General features: G+C 62.1%; 15 protein-coding genes and 1 pseudogene. 3 read left to right on the top strand and 13 right to left on the bottom strand.

Annotation, left to right across the window (positions count from 1 at the left end; genetic code table 11):
• Positions 1-20: 20 nt before the first annotated feature.
• The 11 genes from C8K18_RS30290 to nac form a co-directional block, all read right to left on the bottom strand.
• Positions 21-770 carry an amino acid ABC transporter permease gene (locus tag C8K18_RS30290; RefSeq protein ID WP_107710785.1) on the bottom strand — a complete coding sequence of 250 codons (750 nt, stop codon included), beginning with the start codon at positions 768-770 and terminating at the stop codon, positions 21-23.
• Position 771: 1 nt separating this feature from the next.
• The gene (locus C8K18_RS30285) at positions 772-1,473 is read right to left on the bottom strand and encodes an amino acid ABC transporter permease (protein WP_107710784.1); all 702 of its coding nucleotides are present in this window, start codon (positions 1,471-1,473) and stop codon (positions 772-774) included.
• Positions 1,474-1,815: 342 nt separating this feature from the next.
• On the bottom strand, positions 1,816-2,826 hold the full coding sequence (locus tag C8K18_RS30280) for a D-glycerate dehydrogenase (RefSeq protein WP_107710783.1): 1,011 nt from the start codon (positions 2,824-2,826) through the stop codon (positions 1,816-1,818).
• 48 nt (positions 2,827-2,874) lie between these two features.
• The gene (locus C8K18_RS30275; RefSeq protein WP_107710782.1) at positions 2,875-3,633 is read right to left on the bottom strand and encodes an SDR family oxidoreductase; all 759 of its coding nucleotides are present in this window, start codon (positions 3,631-3,633) and stop codon (positions 2,875-2,877) included.
• Between the two features lie 171 nt (positions 3,634-3,804).
• Positions 3,805-4,572 (bottom strand): LamB/YcsF family protein, encoded by a 768-nt coding sequence (locus C8K18_RS30270; protein ID WP_107710781.1) that lies wholly within the window; start codon positions 4,570-4,572, stop codon positions 3,805-3,807.
• Between the two features lie 45 nt (positions 4,573-4,617).
• Complete coding sequence (locus tag C8K18_RS30265; protein ID WP_107710780.1) at positions 4,618-5,076, bottom strand: acetyl-CoA carboxylase biotin carboxyl carrier protein subunit; 459 nt, start codon at positions 5,074-5,076, stop codon at positions 4,618-4,620.
• 3 nt (positions 5,077-5,079) lie between these two features.
• Positions 5,080-6,087 carry a biotin-dependent carboxyltransferase family protein gene (locus tag C8K18_RS30260; protein WP_107710779.1) on the bottom strand — a complete coding sequence of 336 codons (1,008 nt, stop codon included), beginning with the start codon at positions 6,085-6,087 and terminating at the stop codon, positions 5,080-5,082.
• A complete protein-coding gene (gene pxpB / locus C8K18_RS30255) occupies positions 6,084-6,755 on the bottom strand; it encodes a 5-oxoprolinase subunit PxpB (protein WP_258196235.1) in 672 nt (223 codons plus the stop codon). Before pxpB ends, C8K18_RS30260 begins: the two co-directional genes overlap by 4 nt.
• A gap of 83 nt (positions 6,756-6,838) precedes the next feature.
• A complete protein-coding gene (gene accC / locus C8K18_RS30250) occupies positions 6,839-8,191 on the bottom strand; it encodes an acetyl-CoA carboxylase biotin carboxylase subunit (protein WP_107710777.1) in 1,353 nt (450 codons plus the stop codon).
• A gap of 6 nt (positions 8,192-8,197) precedes the next feature.
• Complete coding sequence (gene accB, locus C8K18_RS30245) at positions 8,198-8,680, bottom strand: acetyl-CoA carboxylase biotin carboxyl carrier protein (protein WP_107710823.1); 483 nt, start codon at positions 8,678-8,680, stop codon at positions 8,198-8,200.
• Between the two features lie 124 nt (positions 8,681-8,804).
• Positions 8,805-9,731, bottom strand: coding sequence for a nitrogen assimilation transcriptional regulator NAC (nac, locus tag C8K18_RS30240; RefSeq protein WP_107710822.1), 927 nt, complete (start codon positions 9,729-9,731; stop codon positions 8,805-8,807).
• Between the two features lie 270 nt (positions 9,732-10,001).
• Between nac and C8K18_RS30235 the strand changes: the two genes are divergently transcribed.
• The 3 genes from C8K18_RS30235 (at position 10,002) to C8K18_RS30225 (ending at position 13,776) form a co-directional block, all read left to right on the top strand.
• Entirely contained in the window at positions 10,002-11,210 is a 1,209-nt protein-coding gene (locus C8K18_RS30235) for an aspartate transaminase (protein WP_107710776.1), read from the top strand.
• 133 nt (positions 11,211-11,343) lie between these two features.
• Positions 11,344-12,453, top strand: coding sequence for a porin (locus C8K18_RS30230; RefSeq protein WP_258196221.1), 1,110 nt, complete (start codon positions 11,344-11,346; stop codon positions 12,451-12,453).
• Positions 12,454-12,741: 288 nt separating this feature from the next.
• Positions 12,742-13,776, top strand: a complete 1,035-nt coding sequence (locus tag C8K18_RS30225; RefSeq protein WP_165919882.1) for an L-idonate 5-dehydrogenase — start codon at positions 12,742-12,744, stop codon at positions 13,774-13,776.
• A gap of 72 nt (positions 13,777-13,848) precedes the next feature.
• Here C8K18_RS30225 and C8K18_RS30220 read toward each other — a convergent pair whose 3' ends face one another.
• Positions 13,849-14,517 carry an RraA family protein gene (locus C8K18_RS30220; RefSeq protein ID WP_107710774.1) on the bottom strand — a complete coding sequence of 223 codons (669 nt, stop codon included), beginning with the start codon at positions 14,515-14,517 and terminating at the stop codon, positions 13,849-13,851.
• A gap of 528 nt (positions 14,518-15,045) precedes the next feature.
• Positions 15,046-15,384, bottom strand: a pseudogene (locus C8K18_RS30210) (hypothetical protein); the annotation flags it as partial.

The following is a 15,384-nucleotide window of genomic DNA, read 5'->3' as shown; positions in this document are numbered from 1 at the left end:
ACCTCGAAATAAATGAACGCCTAGTTCTCGGTGGCCAGCGGCTCGGCCGGTGCCAGCTCGCCGCCTTGCTGGGCCTTCGCGACGACCCCTGCCCGCTTGCGCGTGACGCGCCGTTCCAGATACTGCGCGAGCTGGGTGAGTGCGTAACACAGTACGAAATAGCTGAGCGCTAAAATCAGATAGACGGGGAACGGCTTCGTCAAAAGCCGGTTGTTGATCTGGTCGGCTGCGAAAGAGATTTCCTGAACGTTGATGATGTAGCCAAGCGATGTTTCCTTGATCGTCGACACGAACTGCGTGACCATGCTCGGCACCACGTTGTAAAGTGCCTGCGGCAGCACGACCGCGCGCATCGTTTTCATATAACTCATGCCGAGCGCACGCGACGCCTCGGTTTGTCCTCTCGGCAGTCCCTCTATGCCCGCGCGAATGATCTCGCCAAGATAAGCCGAATCGTAAATAACGAGTGCGCACAGCATCGTGACGAATCCCGTCACCGGATAGCCAGTCAGCGCAGGCACGAGGAAGTACACCCAGAAGATCACCATCAGCAGCGGAATGCCGCGCACCATGTAGACCAGCGCCGTTGCGGGTGCGTTGAGAAGCCGCAAGGGACTGATGCGTGCGAGCGCAACCAGTATGCCCAGCGGAAATGCAATGACGAGTGCCGACAGCGACAGCAATATCGTGAGCACGATGCCGCCGAGCGGCCCATGCGGATATTGCCCGATGAGCAGCAGTGTCCAGTTATCGCGCAGAATGTCGAACATGTCACTTCGCTCCGGGAATGCGGTAATGCATGGCGACCTTGGCGCCGCACAGCATGATGACAAGCGAGAGACCGAGATACACCGCCGTGGCGACAAAATACGACTCGAATGACAGGAACGTTTCGTTCTCGATTTGCCGGGTCACGTACGTCAGCTCCGCCGCGCCGATAGCCATTGCAAGACTCGTGTTCTTGAAGAGCAGCACCGCGTGATTGACCATCGGCGGAATCGCATTGCGCAGCGCCTGCGGCAGCACGACGTGGCGCATGCCGGTCAGAAAGTTCAGGCCGAGCGCACGCGACGCTTCATATTGGCCATACGGAATTGCGCGCAGCCCGCTGCGAATGTCTTCGGAGAGATACGCTCCGCTGCACAGGCCAATTGCAATCACTGCGAAAATGAACTGGCCGTTGTAGTGGTTCAGCAGCGCTTGCAATGAAGCCGGCAAGATGTTCGAGATGCCGAAGTACCAGAACAGGATCTGCACCAGCATCGGCACATTGCGATGGTAGGCAACGAATGACGCGACGAACGAGGTTGCGAAGCGGTTGTTGGTGAGGCGGATCACCGAGAGCAGCACGCCCACGATCAACGAGAGCATCCATGCCAACGCGGCCATGGCGAGCGTCAGTTCGATGCCATGAAGGAACAGCGCGCCATAGTCGCCTCGCAGCACCGTCGCGATGTCAAAATGAACTTTCATGTTGCATGTCCCATTGATTCGGATCGGGCGATGATCCCCGATATGAACACCGCACCGTTGTATCGTTTCTACCCGGAAGCCGTCATGACTTCCTTGTTGAATCCATACTAGCCCGCAAAAAAAAGCCCTGGCAGAGGCCTTTCTTCTGGTGCAATAAGTTTCGGGAATGACGAATCGCGAGGACGTGGCGAAGCGCTTTCGACAGCGCGCGAGGCACCGTGCTGCATGATGTATGTCTCCAGTACGTGGGGCCTCTGCGGGCGCCTCGTCGGTTGCCGCGCCCGTCAGAACGGGCGCGCTGTCCACCAGTAGATCCGGCGCAATGCGCTGCGCCGGTCCAGATCAAACAATGACCGCCGAACGCGTGAGCACTTGCGGATTGACTGGCGTGGGCGGCTTGCCGGCCAAGGCGCCCCGGCCAAGCGCGGCAATCAGGTTGTCCGCGCAGAGTGAAGCCATGGCGCGTCGCGTATTGACCGACGCACTGCCGATATGCGGCGTCAGTACCACGTTCTTTTGCGCGAGCAACGCGGGACACACGAGCGGCTCGCCTTCGAATACGTCCAGACCCGCAGCCGCGATGCCGCCCTCCCCAAGCGCGACCGCGAGCGCCGCATCGTCCACCACGCCGCCCCGCGCGATATTCGTGAGCGTGGCTGACGACTTCATCTGCTTGAGTTCCGCCGCGCCGATTGCGTGATGCGAACTGGCCGAATACGGCACCACCACGATCAGATGATCGGCCTCGCGCAGCAGCGTCTCCTTGTCGACATAACGTGCACGACAACCTTCTTCCACATCCGGTGCCAGTTGAGAACGGTTGTGATAAATGACGCGCATGCCGAAGCCGAATGCACCGCGCCGCGCAATCGCCTGGCCGATGCGCCCCATGCCGAGAATGCCGAGCGTCGAGCCATGCACGTCGCCGCCGACAAACATGTCATAGCGGCCCGTCACCCTCCATTCGCCCGCGCGCAGAAAGTGTTCCGACTCCGCGATGCGTCGCGCGGCGGCCATCATCAGCGCGAAGCCGAAGTCGGCGGTGGTATGGGTCAGCACGTCCGGCGTATTCGTGACCAGCACGCTGCGCGCTGTACACGCGTCCACGTCGACGTTGTTGTAGCCCACGCCGATGTTGCACACCGCCTTCAGTTGCGGACACGCGTCGAGCAAGGTCGCATCGATCCGGTCGCTGCCGGCCGTCATCGCGCCGACCTTGCCTTGCAACCGCTCGATCAACTCCGCTTGCGTCCAGATGGCATCGTCCGGATTGTCGGTCACGTCGAAGTCCGCAGCCAGGCGCTCGATGATGTCCGGAAATGATGCACGGGTAACGAGTACCGATGCTCGCATGAAAGACCTCCTTAATGGACTCAGGTAACGTTCTTGCGAACGGCGCGGTTATTCTTCGTGACCGGACGGCTCGCGCTTGATCGTGGTAAGCCCGCCCGGCACCTGCAGCGTAGGCAGAATTTCCATGTTGCTGATGTTGACGGCGAGCGGCGCTGAGATCGCAAAGGCAATCGCATCCGCAATGTCGGACGGCTGCGGCAACTCGAAGCCGTCAATGAACTTCTTACGCGCTTCTTCGATATCGCCATGCACGTGACCGAAAATATCGGTCGCCACGCGGCCAGGACAAATCTCCGTCACACGTACGCGCCTGCCCGTCGCGTCCACGCGCAACTGGCGCGACAGCGCGTGTATGCCGGCTTTCGTCGCGTGATAGATGGAGTTGCCGTTGAAGTTGTAGATCGCCGCGATCGAGCTGATATTGACGATATGGCCGCGGTCGCGTGCCACCATTCCGGGCATGGTGAGGCGCACGAGGTGCAGCACGGCTTGCAGATTCACTTCCACCTGCACGTCGATGTCTTCCACGCCTGCATCGAGAATCGAACCCTTGCGCGAGACGCCCGCATTGTTCACGACGATATCGAACGGCACCTGCTGCGTGAGCCTGGTCACGGCCTCCAGATCGCACACGTCGACCGCATGCGCAATACAGCCGGTGCGCTCGGCAAGTTCATTCAGACGATCGGCGTTGCGTGCAAGCGCATGCACTTCGAGTCCTTCACGACAAAAGCGCTCGACAATGGCCGCGCCCATTCCTGTGGAAGCGCCCGTGACGAGCGCAGTCTTGTAGTCTGAAAACGGCATGAATCACCTCTTCTGTAGTTTTCGAATGTCGCCTCTCGAAGAAGCGTGCGATAAGCCCGTCGCCAATGCGATTTTCATCAATCTATACCGCGTCAAAGCGAGCAACAAAGACGGATTGGCTTTGAAGTGATAAGCAACCCTTATGGTTGATATGACCCGTTGATGTCGGTGCTAGCGGACCAGTCGCGATACGGGCACCACCCGTCCGCCCGCCGATTCGATCACGCCGCGCACCGTGCGCGCCAGCTCGACCGCGCCCGGCGTGTCGCCGTGCAGCAGAATCGACTGAACTGCAATCTTCAGCTTGTTGCCGGTGACCGTCGTCACGGTGCCTTCCTCGAGCAGTTCCTTGACGCGCGCAAGAACCGCCGCGCGCTCCTTGATCACCGCGCCGGCGAGCTTGCGTGAGACGAGTGCGCCATGATCGTCGTAGGCGCGGTCGGCGAGAAATGCCCTCGCCGTGCGTAGGCCGAGACGATCGGCGGCGCGCTCTATCTCCGTGTTCGTCGACACGCTGATGATGAGATCACGGTCGAACTCGGCGACGGCTCGCACCAGCGGCTCGGCCAGTTCATACGAAGCTGCAGCCATGTTGCCGAGCGCGCCGTGAAAGCTCATATGCGTGACCCGATGCCCGGCGGCCTTGGCGATGCCCGCAAGCGCGCCCATCTGATACAGCACGTAACTGGCGAGTTCCAAGGGATCGGCCTGGATCGGCCTGCGGCCAAAGCCCAGGAGGTCCGGAAAGCCAACGTGCGCGCCGACTTCAATACCGCGCGCGAGCGCCATGCGCACCGTTTTATCCATGATGACGGGGTCGCCCGCATGATAGCCGCAGGCCACATTCGCGGACGATACGATGTCGAGCATCGCCTCGTCCTCGCCCATGCGGTATGGGCCGAAGCCTTCGCCAAGATCCGCGTTCAGATCGATTTCCACTCTCCACTCCCCCTTCTCAAGCGCTGACGTGCACGGACGAATCGCTCACGCGGACGGCGCAAGTTCGATCACGCGCGTTCCATAGCCGACCGTTGCGCCAGGCGCGACAAGCACGTCGATCACGACGCCCTCTACGGGCGCCAGGACCGGCACGCACAACTGCGCGATCCGCAGCAAGCCGACAATGTCGCCGGCATTGACGTGAGCGCCGGCACTCACGAGCGGCGTGGAGCGCGCCGGATGCGTGGTGAGAAAAATGCCGGCGCAGTGCGCCGCAACGCCGACGCTCTGCTCGCTTACAGCAGCCGACCGCTCGCGCGTACCTTCAGCATCGTCCAGTGCGTGAACCGTCCGCGCCCTTCCCTTCATGCGCGGCTCCCGCTCCATCGTCAAGCGAACCGTCGCGGCAGGTCTGCATATTTCGATGAACTCGATGCCGGCTGTCGCCAGCCACGACATGATCTGTCGAAGCTCGCCGATATTCACTTCGTCTTTTTCTGTCATGGCTCAGTGTCTGGAAGAGCGGAACAGTTCCACGAGGTTGCGTACCCTGGTGAGATAGCCAGCCAGTTCTTCCAGCGCCGCGACGGCTTCCGGATAGGTCGTCTGAACAAAGCGGATCTTCGTCCCGATACGCGCCTGCGCGAGCCGCCACAAATCCGCTTCGATGACGGTGCCGATCTTCGGATAGCCGCCCGACGGCTGTGCATCGCGTAGCTGGATGATCGGCTGCCCGTTGTGCGGCACCTGGATCACGCCAGGCACGATGCCATGGGAACGCTTCTCGATGGCGTGCGTCGCGTTGAGCGTCGGACCGGCGAGGCGATATCCGTAACGATCGCTTTGCGGCGTCACTTTCCATCCTTCGCTCCAGAACGCTTCGAGCGACTCCGGCCGGTAGTACTCGTATTCCGCTGCGGGCAGCACGCGCACCGTGGTTTGGTCCGCATCGGCCGAGGGCAGCGCCTGCGGCGCGGGCAACGAGTGCTCCGGCGGCACGGTGCCGAAACCGGCTGCATACGGCGCGCCGTACGACGCAGCGCGTCCGCTTGCACCAATGGCCTGGAGTACATCGCCCTTTTGCAGTTGACGGCCGTTGTAGCCGCCGAACTGGCCACGCAACTGGGTGCTGCGCGAGCCGAGCACCAAGGGCACTTCCACGCCGCCCGCAAGCGTCAGGTAGCAGCGCGTGCCGCTCGTCGGCACGCCGATCGTCAGCACATCGCCCTGTTTGGCCTGTATCGTCCACCACGGCAACACCTGTCGCTCGCCGAGGCGCGCCGCGCAGTCCGCGCCCGTGATCGCGAAGGCCATATCGGCGAGAAAGCGGATGCGGAAGGGGAACATCGGAATTTCGATGCCGGCTGCGTCGTCGGGATTGCCGAGAAGCAGATTGCCGACAGCGAGCGCGAGCCGGTCCATTGCGCCGGCCGTGCCGACGCCGTAACGCAGATAGCCTTCGCGCCCATGATCCTGCACAGTGGCAAGCGCCGAAGAAGACAGAATCTCGATCATGAAGCAATCCTCTCGACACGAAAGCGGATCATGTCGCCCGGCGCAAGCGTGGCCGGGTTCTCGCGCGCCGGATCAAAAAACGACATGGACGTGTGGCCAATCGTGTTCCAGCCGCTAGGTCCCGTCGATGCGGACACGCCCGTCTGCACGCCGCCAATCGACACCGCACCGCCGGGCAATCCGAGCACCGGCACCTTGCGCCGCGGCGTCGCGATGCGCGGGTCCATGCCGCCCAGATAGCAATAGCCCGGGTGACTGCCAAGCGCATAGACGGTATAGAGCGGCGCGCAGTGCAACTGCACGACTTCATCGACGGAAAGCCCGGTGTGGCTTACCACATCTTGCAGATGCGGCCCGAACTCGCCGCCGTATTGCACCGGCAACTCCACCACCTTTCCTTCGATCTGCAACTCGCTGGCCGCAGCCCATGCATCGCGCAAGGCGTCGCCAAGCGACGCCGGGTCGGCCGGCGGTATGGCGAATGTCAGCATCAGATTGGTCACACCAGGCACGGCTTCGCGCACGCCTGGCCACGCCTGAACCTCGCGCGCGAGCGTCCAGATGCGGCGCTGCACATGCAGATCCAGCGCGCCCGGCGCTTCAAACAGCATAGCCGTCGTACCCAGCATGCTGACGCGAAGCGTCTGCTCCGATTCGTCGTGTTTCATTGCAACGGCGGTCCTTTGTGAATCCTGACGCAGCGGCCTGACTGCATCCGCGTGCGCGATCGACGCCTGCTCGACGGTCAGCGTCATGTCTCTTTCCTGTTTGCAAGCCAGCGTTCGAGATGATGTATATCGACTTCGCCCGCGCGAAACGCGTCGTCATCGAGCACGGCCTGATGCAAGGGCACGTTCGTGCGAATGCCTTCGACGCGCACTTCCGACAGCGCGACCCGCATACGCGCGAGCGCTTCGTCACGCGTGGCACCGTGCGTGATGATCTTGGCAATGAGCGAGTCGTAATACGGCGGCACGAGCGCACTGCCGGTCATGTGCGAGTCGATCCGCACGCCGTTGCCGCCCGGCAGTTCCCACACGGCCACGCGGCCGGGACAAGGCATGAAGGTGAACGGATCTTCCGCGTTGATGCGACATTCGAGCGAATGGCCAAGCGTGCGAATGTCGGACTGACGAATACTGAGTGCATGCCCCTGCGCGACGCGAATCTGTTCGCGCACGATGTCGATGCCCGACGTCATCTCCGTCACGGGATGCTCGACCTGCAAGCGCGTGTTCATTTCAATGAAATAGAACTGGCCGTTCTCGTACAGAAACTCGAACGTACCCACGCCGCGATAACGCGTCTGCCTGCACGCCTGAACGCAGCGCTCGCCGACTTGCCGAATCAGTCCAGCATCGATGCCTGGCGCGGGCGCTTCCTCCAGTACCTTCTGATGACGCCGTTGCAGCGAACAGTCTCGCGAGCCGAGCCACAGCGCGTTGCCATGCGTATCGCACAGCACCTGCATCTCGACGTGACGCGGATGCTCGAGAAACTTCTCCATATATAGCTCGGGCTTGCCGAACGCGCGGCGCGCTTCCTCGCGCGTCACCGAGACTGCATCGAGCAACTGGTCAGCGCCGAGCACGACGCGCATGCCACGCCCGCCACCACCGCCCGCCGCCTTGACGATGACCGGATAGCCGATCTCTTCGGCTACCCGCAGGATCTCGGTGGGGTCGTCGGAGAGACCGCCATCCGGGCCCGGCACGCAGGGCACGCGGGCCGCGCGCATCGCGCGTTTTGCGGCGACCTTGTCGCCCATCGTGCGAATGGTTTGCGCGTCGGGTCCAATGAAAACCAGACCGGCCGCCTCGATCTCCGCGGCAAAGTCCGCGTTTTCCGACAGAAAGCCATAGCCCGGATGAATCGCCTGCGCGCCGCTCACGTGCGCAGCGAACAGGATCGCCGCGCGGTTCAGATAGCTCTGTGCCGGCGATGCGGGGCCGATGCACAGCGCTTCGTCGGCGAGACGCACGTAGCGCGCATCGGCATCCGCCTCGGAGTAAACCGCGACCGTTTTGAGACCGAGCTCGCGGCAGGCCCGCTGGATTCGCAGCGCGATCTCGCCGCGGTTGGCAATCAGTACCTTGTCGAACATGGTCGTCTAGCCGATCCGGAAGAGCGGCTGGCCGGATTCGACCTCGCTTCCCGCCGCGACGAGGATCTCCACGACCGTGCCGCTGACTTCCGATTCGATTGCATTGAACATCTTCATCGCCTCGATGGTGCAGAGCACCTGGCCCTGCTCGACCGTATCGCCAGGCTGCACGAACGGCGGCTCGCCGGGCGCGGGCGTCAGGTGAACGACGCCGAACATGGGCGCGCGCGCGCAATGCAATTCTTTTGCGATTGAAGGTGCGGGGGACGGTTGGGCGTTCGTATGTGCGGCTTCTTCGGCATGCACCATAGCCGGCACCGCTGTGCGGTTCGCGGCAAGGTCAGCGGCGCTCGGGTGCGCAGCGTCTCGCTTGCCGCGTCGCTTCGCCTTGACGAGCTTGACCCGTTCGTCGCCCTCGATCACTTCGAGCCTCGCGAGCGGAGAGTCTGCCAACAGGTCGATCAGCGCCTTAATCTTCTGGAGATCCATCTTTGAGTCCGTGGCCGGTTGCATGCGCGCCCTCAACCTGCTGGCGCGCTCGACAATGAACTCAATGTATCCGGCGCATAAAAATTGCGCCAAGACCGTTTGGCTTTGTAGCGATAAGGTACGCTTATGTATCGACGCTGGGCTCGAATCGCACGTCGAGCGCGAGGTCGCCCGCCAGTTCCAGCAGAATGTCCTTGACCGCCGCCGCGGGCTCCGAGAGCGGCAAATGGTCCGACAGGCACACCGAGAGCGGAATCTTGATCACGGGCGACACAATCCGGCATTGCACGATATCCCCAGCGGCCGCGACCACTCGCGCAGTGGAATCCGGCAGGATGGTAGCGCCGATGCCCGCGCCCACCGCCGCCGAGAGCGTGGACGCCGATTCGATTTCCGCCACCACCTTCGGGATCATCTGCACGCGCGCAAACCCTTCGTCGACGTATTTGCGCAGATAGTTGTACGGACGCGGCAATAGCAAAGGCACGTCGCGCAACTCGGTCACGCCGATCTGATCCTGCACGATGCCCATGCTGCGCGGCGCGACGAGGAACAACTCCTCATTCATCAAAAGCTGGAACGACAGGCCGTGCACGGGTTTATCGCCGTACAGCACGGCCATGTCCATGCGCCCGTTCATGATCAGTTCGCTGAGCGTCGTGCCGAAGTTTTCGTTGATGTAGAGAAGAATGTCCGGATGCCGCGCCCGCACCGTGCGCAACAGCGGTAGCGAAAGCGCCGACGCGCCCGTGCCGGGCGCGAGCCCTACCGAAACCTGACCTGACAGCGTCTGGCCCGCGCTCTTTACGTCGGCCTGAGCCTGCTCGTATTGACGCAGGATCAACTGCGCGTGGCGATACAGGGTCGCGCCCGCCTCGGTGGCCGTGACGCCGCGCTTCGTGCGCACAAGCAGTTGCTGCTGGAACTCGTCTTCAAGTGTGATGAGTTGCTGACTCAGCGCCGGCTGTGCAATGTGAAGCACTTCCGCAGCCTGAGTGAGGCTGCCGATATCGACGATCTTCACGAAATACTTCAAACGCCGCAGGTTCACGGTGGTCACGTCTCAACGTTAGGGATGTTGATCATGATAGGCCAAGCGCCGCTTCGCGCACAGTCGGCAAAAATCCCGCACGCCGTCGCGCCCCGCGCTGAAAACCCTGCGTATCGGCGTATTCCCGCATGGACCGCGCTGTTCGGAACTGCCTCGTGGGTCGATGCGGCGTCATAAGCGGATGTTATTGCGCCAGCGGAAAGTCATCTTGGCTTGAACTTTTTCTCGCGCTTAATGTGAACGCTGTCAAAAGCCGCTGAGGAGTCAAGTGTGAGTGCATCGCGCATCGCCGCCCGCGTTCAGAGAATCAAACCTTCCCCGAGCAGCGCCGCCGCCGACCGGGCCGCGGAACTTCGGCGCCAGGGAAAATCCATCGTCAATCTCGTGGTGGGCGAACCTGACTTCGATACACCCGCGCATATCCGCGAGGCCGCGATCGAGGCCATGAACCGCGGCGAAACACGCTATACGCAAACGGCGGGCACACCGGCGTTGCGCGCGGCTATTGCGGCGAAGCTGCAGCGCGAGAACGGCCTTTCGTACGATCCGAAGCAGATTATCGTGACGTGCGGCGCAAAGCACGCGATTTTCAACGCGCTGGCCGTGACGGTCGAAGCGGGCGACGAAGTGCTGATTCCCGCTCCGTACTGGGTGTCCTATCCGGACATGGCACTCGCCTGCGACGGCGTGCCGGTCGTCGTACCCTGCACGGAAGCCGACGGCTTCAAGCTCACGCCTACCATTCTCGAACGAGCGATCACGCCGCGCACACGCTGGCTCATTGTCAACTCGCCGACCAATCCGAGCGGCGCGACCTATACCACGGCCGAATTGCGCGCGCTCGCGGATGTGCTGCTGCGTCACCCGCACGTGCTCGTGATGATGGACGATATCTACGAGCACATCCGCTTCGAGGCCGATACACCGCAGCATCTGCTCGCTGTCGAACCTGAGCTGAGTTCGCGCACGCTCGTCATCAACGGCGTTTCGAAGACCTACGCAATGACCGGCTGGCGCATCGGTTATGTAGCGGGCCCCGCTGACTTGATCGGCGCGCTCGAAACGCTTCAGTCGCAATCGACGAGCAACGCATGCTCGATCAGCCAGGCTGCGGCGCTCGCCGCATTGACCGGCGATCAGACGTTCGTGCAGCAGTCCGTGCGCATTTACAAGGAGCGCCGCGATCACGCGTTGGAAGCGCTCAATGCAATTCCCGGCATCAGTTGCAAAACGCCGGGCGGAGCTTTTTATCTCTATGTGAATTGCAGCGGCATGATCGGCCGCACGACGCCCCACGGCAAGCGTCTGCAAAGCGACGTCGACGTCGTGCTGTACCTGCTCGAACAGGCGGGCGTCGCGCTGATCGCCGGCTCTGCGTATGGCGTCTCGCCGTTCTTCCGCATGTCGATAGCGACCAGCATCGAGGTGATCGACGACGGGTGCCGAAAGATCGCAGCGGCAGTTGCCGCTTTGACTTGAGAGACGGCGGCGGTGCAGGACAGAGCGTAATGACATAGCGCCAGCCGCCGAATAAAAAGGCATGCAGCACCGGAAGGATGCCGCAGCCGGTTTGGAGCACTCTTTTTTCGTCAATCTGCAAGGGGATCTACTCGTGAAAAAGAATACCTTAGTTATACTAACTGGATTGAGTCTGGTCATTTCAGGCGCGGCACACGCTCAATCGAGCGTCACGCTGTACGGCATCATCGACGAGGCGGTGCGCTTCGACACCCACCAGAACAAATCCGGCGGTAAGCTTTTCACAATGGGCAGCGGCGGCGAGATTCAGGGCAGCCGCTGGGGCATGCAGGGGACGGAAGATCTGGGCGGCGGCCTCGCGGCCATTTTCCAGCTTGAAGGCGGCTTCACGCCGAACACGGGCGTCACCCAGCAATCCACTCCTTCAGGCACGGCGCGCCTTTTCGGACGCACCGCCCTAGTCGGACTCACGAGCCCCTACGGCACACTGACCATGGGCCGCCAGTACACGCTGGTTCACGAAATGGGCTGGACCCACGACATCTACGCGTTCGCCAACTACACCGGCACAATCGGCTTTCAGGGTGCGGGGCTGACGGGCGGAGGACGCCTCGACAACACGGTGCGCTATACGTCGCCCGCGCTCGCCGGCTTCACGTTCAAAGGCGCTTACACGTTCGGCGGAGTGGCAGGCAGCGTCCATCAAAACTCGTCGCCGGCCGTCAGCCTCTCGTATGACAATGGCCCGCTGAGCGTTGGCGCCGCGTATCAGGTCGTGAATAACATTGGCGGCCTCACGCCCGCAACGACCGCCTATGGCAGCACGTATTTCGGCGTAACGATTCCCGACAGCTCGCAGAAAATGTTCACTGTCGGCGCCACCTACAAGTTCGGTGCGGCGAAGGTGTTCGGCTCGTATATCTACAGTCACGTTTATCCGGCGGACTATCGTAACGACTCGTTCTCCACCGCGCTTCAGTACTACATCACCCCTGCCTTCGTTCTCGATCTGCCGCTTTACGTCGACTTCGTGCATCACGCGGGACGAAGCGGCACGCGCATAACCGGCGGCCCGACGCTCGACTATCTGCTGAGCAAGCGCACCGACGTCTATGTCGGTGTGGACTACAACCATCTGACGGGCGCGTGGACCACGCTTGCCGCGGCGTCCGGTTCCAATCAACCGTTCTTTGGCTACAACTCCCTGTTCGAAGCAGCGATCGGTCTGCGTCACAAGTTCTGAGGTTCGCGCTGCCCGACACGGTCAGGAAACTTGCCGCGCTCGGGCACACCGTACTCATGCAATAGCGCCGCAGGCGCCCTTGCCCATTACGCCGATACCGCGTATGCCGGGACCGGTGCAACAGTGTGCAGCACAGCGGAAATATTCACTGACGACATCGTGCCAAAGGTGAAAACACAGCCATAAGCAGCGGCTATCGGCCCAGACGAGATCGTTCTTTGCCGGCACGTCGTTTTGCCGCTAACTTATGGTGTGCAAATTCCGCATTTATTGTCATAGGCCTCCATCATGCACGCACTCGTCATTCACGCACCACTCGATCTGCGCATCGAGGACGTTCCGACGCCCGAACCGGAAGCGAACCAGTTGCTGGTCCGCGTCCGGACCGGCGGTATCTGCGGGTCGGACCTCCACTACTTCAATCATGGCGGTTTCGGTGCGGTCCGTATCAAGGAGCCGATGGTACTCGGCCACGAAGTCGCGGGTGCTGTCTTTCGCGCGGGCTCCGGCGTGACCGACATGCCGGCCGGCACACGCATCGCAATCAGTCCGAGCCGGCCTTGCGGCATGTGCGAGTACTGTCAGCAAGGGCTGCAGAATCACTGCATTGACATGCGGTACTACGGCAGCGCAATGCGCACGCCCCATGTGCAAGGCGCGTTCCGCCAGGAAATCGTGATCGACCGTTCGCAGGCGCACGCCGTCTCCGATTCGTTGAGCGATGCCGAAGCCGCGATGGCCGAGCCGCTCTCGGTCGCGCTGCATGCAGTGCGACGCGCGGGCCCACTGCTCGGCAAGCGCGTGCTCGTGACTGGCAGCGGGCCGATCGGCGCATTGATCGTTGCTGCCTCACGGCGCGCCGGCGCGGCGACGATCGTCGCGACCGACGTCAACGCGTTGCCGCTGGACAGTGCAAAAAAAGTCGGCGCCGATCTCGCGCTCAATATTGCCGAGTCGCCCGAGGCCCTGAAGCCATTCGCCGCCGGCAAAGGCACTTTCGACGTGCTGTTCGAGGCAAGCGGCAATGCAGCGGCGCTGCGTGGCTCGTTCGAGGTGCTCAAGCCGCGCGCCGTGATCGTGCAAGTAGGATTAGGTGGCGACATCTCATTGCCGCTCAACGTGATCGTCGCAAAGGAGCTCGAACTGCGCGGTGCATTCCGCTTTCACGAAGAGTTCGCTGTCGCCGTTGAACTGATCAACAAGGGGTTGATCGACGTAAAGCCCCTTATTACAGGCGTTTTTCCGTATCAGGAATCGGTCAAGGCGTTCCAGACCGCGAGCGACCGCTCGAAGGCGATGAAGGTGCTGGTGAGCTTCGACTAACCTGTCCAGCCATGCACAAAGCCGACACTGCAATGCAGGTGTCGGCTTTTTTTCGCATATGACTCAGGTTACTCAGTTATTGCAACGCGCTTCGAGCACGTCGATAAATGCGCGGTCCCAGCGTCCCTCTTTCATCGCCCGCATGGTTTCCGCCTCGGCTTGCAAGACGGCTAGCGCTTTTTCGATGACATAGCCGGCGTCTTCCTGTGGAATGGCGAGCAACCCGTCCTGATCGCCGACGACAATATCGCCGGGCTTCACCACCATCCCGCCGACCGACACCGTGACGTTGATCTCTCCGGGCCCATCTTTATATGGTCCGCGGTGTGTGACGCCTCGCGCATACACCGGAAAATCGCGCTCGCGAATTTCAGCCACGTCACGGATCGCGCCATCGACCACGAGGCCCGCCATGCCGACATGCGCCGCATAGAACGACAAAATCCCGCCGACCACCGCGTTGTCGAGATCGCCACCGGCATCCACGACGAGGACGTCGCCTTTACGGCAGAACTCCAGCGCTCGCAGATAGGTCAGGTTGTCGCCACCTCGCGAGCGCACCGTTATCGCGGTCCCCGCCATGGTCTTTCTACCAGGCCGCTGATACGGACGAAGCCCCACGCTGCCGATATTGCGATGCATGTTGTCGCTCAGAGCGGATACGGGAATGTCGCGCAACGCGCTGAGAATGTCATCTGGCGCTTGCGGCGCCGAGGGGTTCTTTCTGATGGCTTTGTACATGGTCGATGGTCGCTTCCGGGTGGGAGGAGTGCGGCTCACGCGAGACGCATTCGCTCGTCTTCGCATGGCCGCGGGGACACGGAACCAACGGTATATCAGGCACCGGACGCGCGCAAAGACGACTTGGTTCTTACGCGATAGTGAAGGCTTATGAAAGCGCGGAGTTGCTGCGTCACAATCGGCGCCCGCGACCGCGCAACGGTTCGCCTGGAGGCGAAGACCGCTCGCTTGCGCCAGCGGATCCCAGAGCCGCACGAAGTCCAGATTGGCCGGCCTCATCGCAGCAGCGCTCTCCGGCACCACCGCGATCCCGACGATCGAGCCTTCCGCCAGAAGGCACCTGAACGGTCGGGACGCTCGCATCAAACCGCCTTACAGCGACGCTCCGCCGCACACGACGATCTGTTGACCGGTAATGGAACCGCCATCCGGTCCGAGCAGAAATGCGGTCATCCTTGGCCGGCCTTCGATTCGGGTCGCCATCGAGCGCATCCATGCCGCCGCGTCGGTCTGTTGCCGTTACGGGTCTCATCGCGCCGCGAATACCGACAGCCCGCCATTGACGAACCCGTTCGCTGCGCAACCCGGACAGCCCGCAGGCGATGTCGCTGAAGAATACGGAACGAAAATGAGACCGGTCGCCGGATCGATCGCAACTGAGTGCGCGTTATTGCCCGTGTTCAGGCGGGTAACGACACGGCGGCTGCCTGCGTCCACGATAGTCAGCACCGGCGTGCATGGCGAGGCGGCCGAGCAGGCGCCGTTGGTCGATGCATTGCCAGAAGACGTCCAGCGGCTCGCTGCGTTGTAGTACCGGTTGGTGGGCGCATCGTATTCGAGCTGATCGCCGCCGCCAGCGTTGAGAGA

Source organism: Paraburkholderia sp. GV068, assembly GCF_003058125.1.
In the GTDB taxonomy this organism is placed as follows: Bacteria; Pseudomonadota; Gammaproteobacteria; order Burkholderiales; family Burkholderiaceae; genus Paraburkholderia; species Paraburkholderia graminis.
The sequence above is the reverse complement of the archived record's forward strand: the minus strand, read 5'-3'. Positions and strand labels throughout refer to the sequence as shown.

Coding starts and splice junctions, on each gene's coding strand:
- C8K18_RS30290 (WP_107710785.1), bottom strand. CDS start 770: ATGTTCGACATTCTGCGCGATAACTGGACACTGCTGCTCATCGGGCAA.
- C8K18_RS30285 (WP_107710784.1), bottom strand. CDS start 1,473: ATGAAAGTTCATTTTGACATCGCGACGGTGCTGCGAGGCGACTATGGC.
- C8K18_RS30280 (WP_107710783.1), bottom strand. CDS start 2,826: ATGCGAGCATCGGTACTCGTTACCCGTGCATCATTTCCGGACATCATC.
- C8K18_RS30275 (WP_107710782.1), bottom strand. CDS start 3,633: ATGCCGTTTTCAGACTACAAGACTGCGCTCGTCACGGGCGCTTCCACA.
- C8K18_RS30265 (WP_107710780.1), bottom strand. CDS start 5,076: ATGACAGAAAAAGACGAAGTGAATATCGGCGAGCTTCGACAGATCATG.
- C8K18_RS30260 (WP_107710779.1), bottom strand. CDS start 6,087: ATGATCGAGATTCTGTCTTCTTCGGCGCTTGCCACTGTGCAGGATCAT.
- pxpB (WP_258196235.1), bottom strand. CDS start 6,755: ATGAAACACGACGAATCGGAGCAGACGCTTCGCGTCAGCATGCTGGGT.
- accC (WP_107710777.1), bottom strand. CDS start 8,191: ATGTTCGACAAGGTACTGATTGCCAACCGCGGCGAGATCGCGCTGCGA.
- accB (WP_107710823.1), bottom strand. CDS start 8,680: ATGGATCTCCAGAAGATTAAGGCGCTGATCGACCTGTTGGCAGACTCT.
- C8K18_RS30225 (WP_165919882.1), top strand. CDS start 12,742: ATGCACGCACTCGTCATTCACGCACCACTCGATCTGCGCATCGAGGAC.
- C8K18_RS30220 (WP_107710774.1), bottom strand. CDS start 14,517: ATGTACAAAGCCATCAGAAAGAACCCCTCGGCGCCGCAAGCGCCAGAT.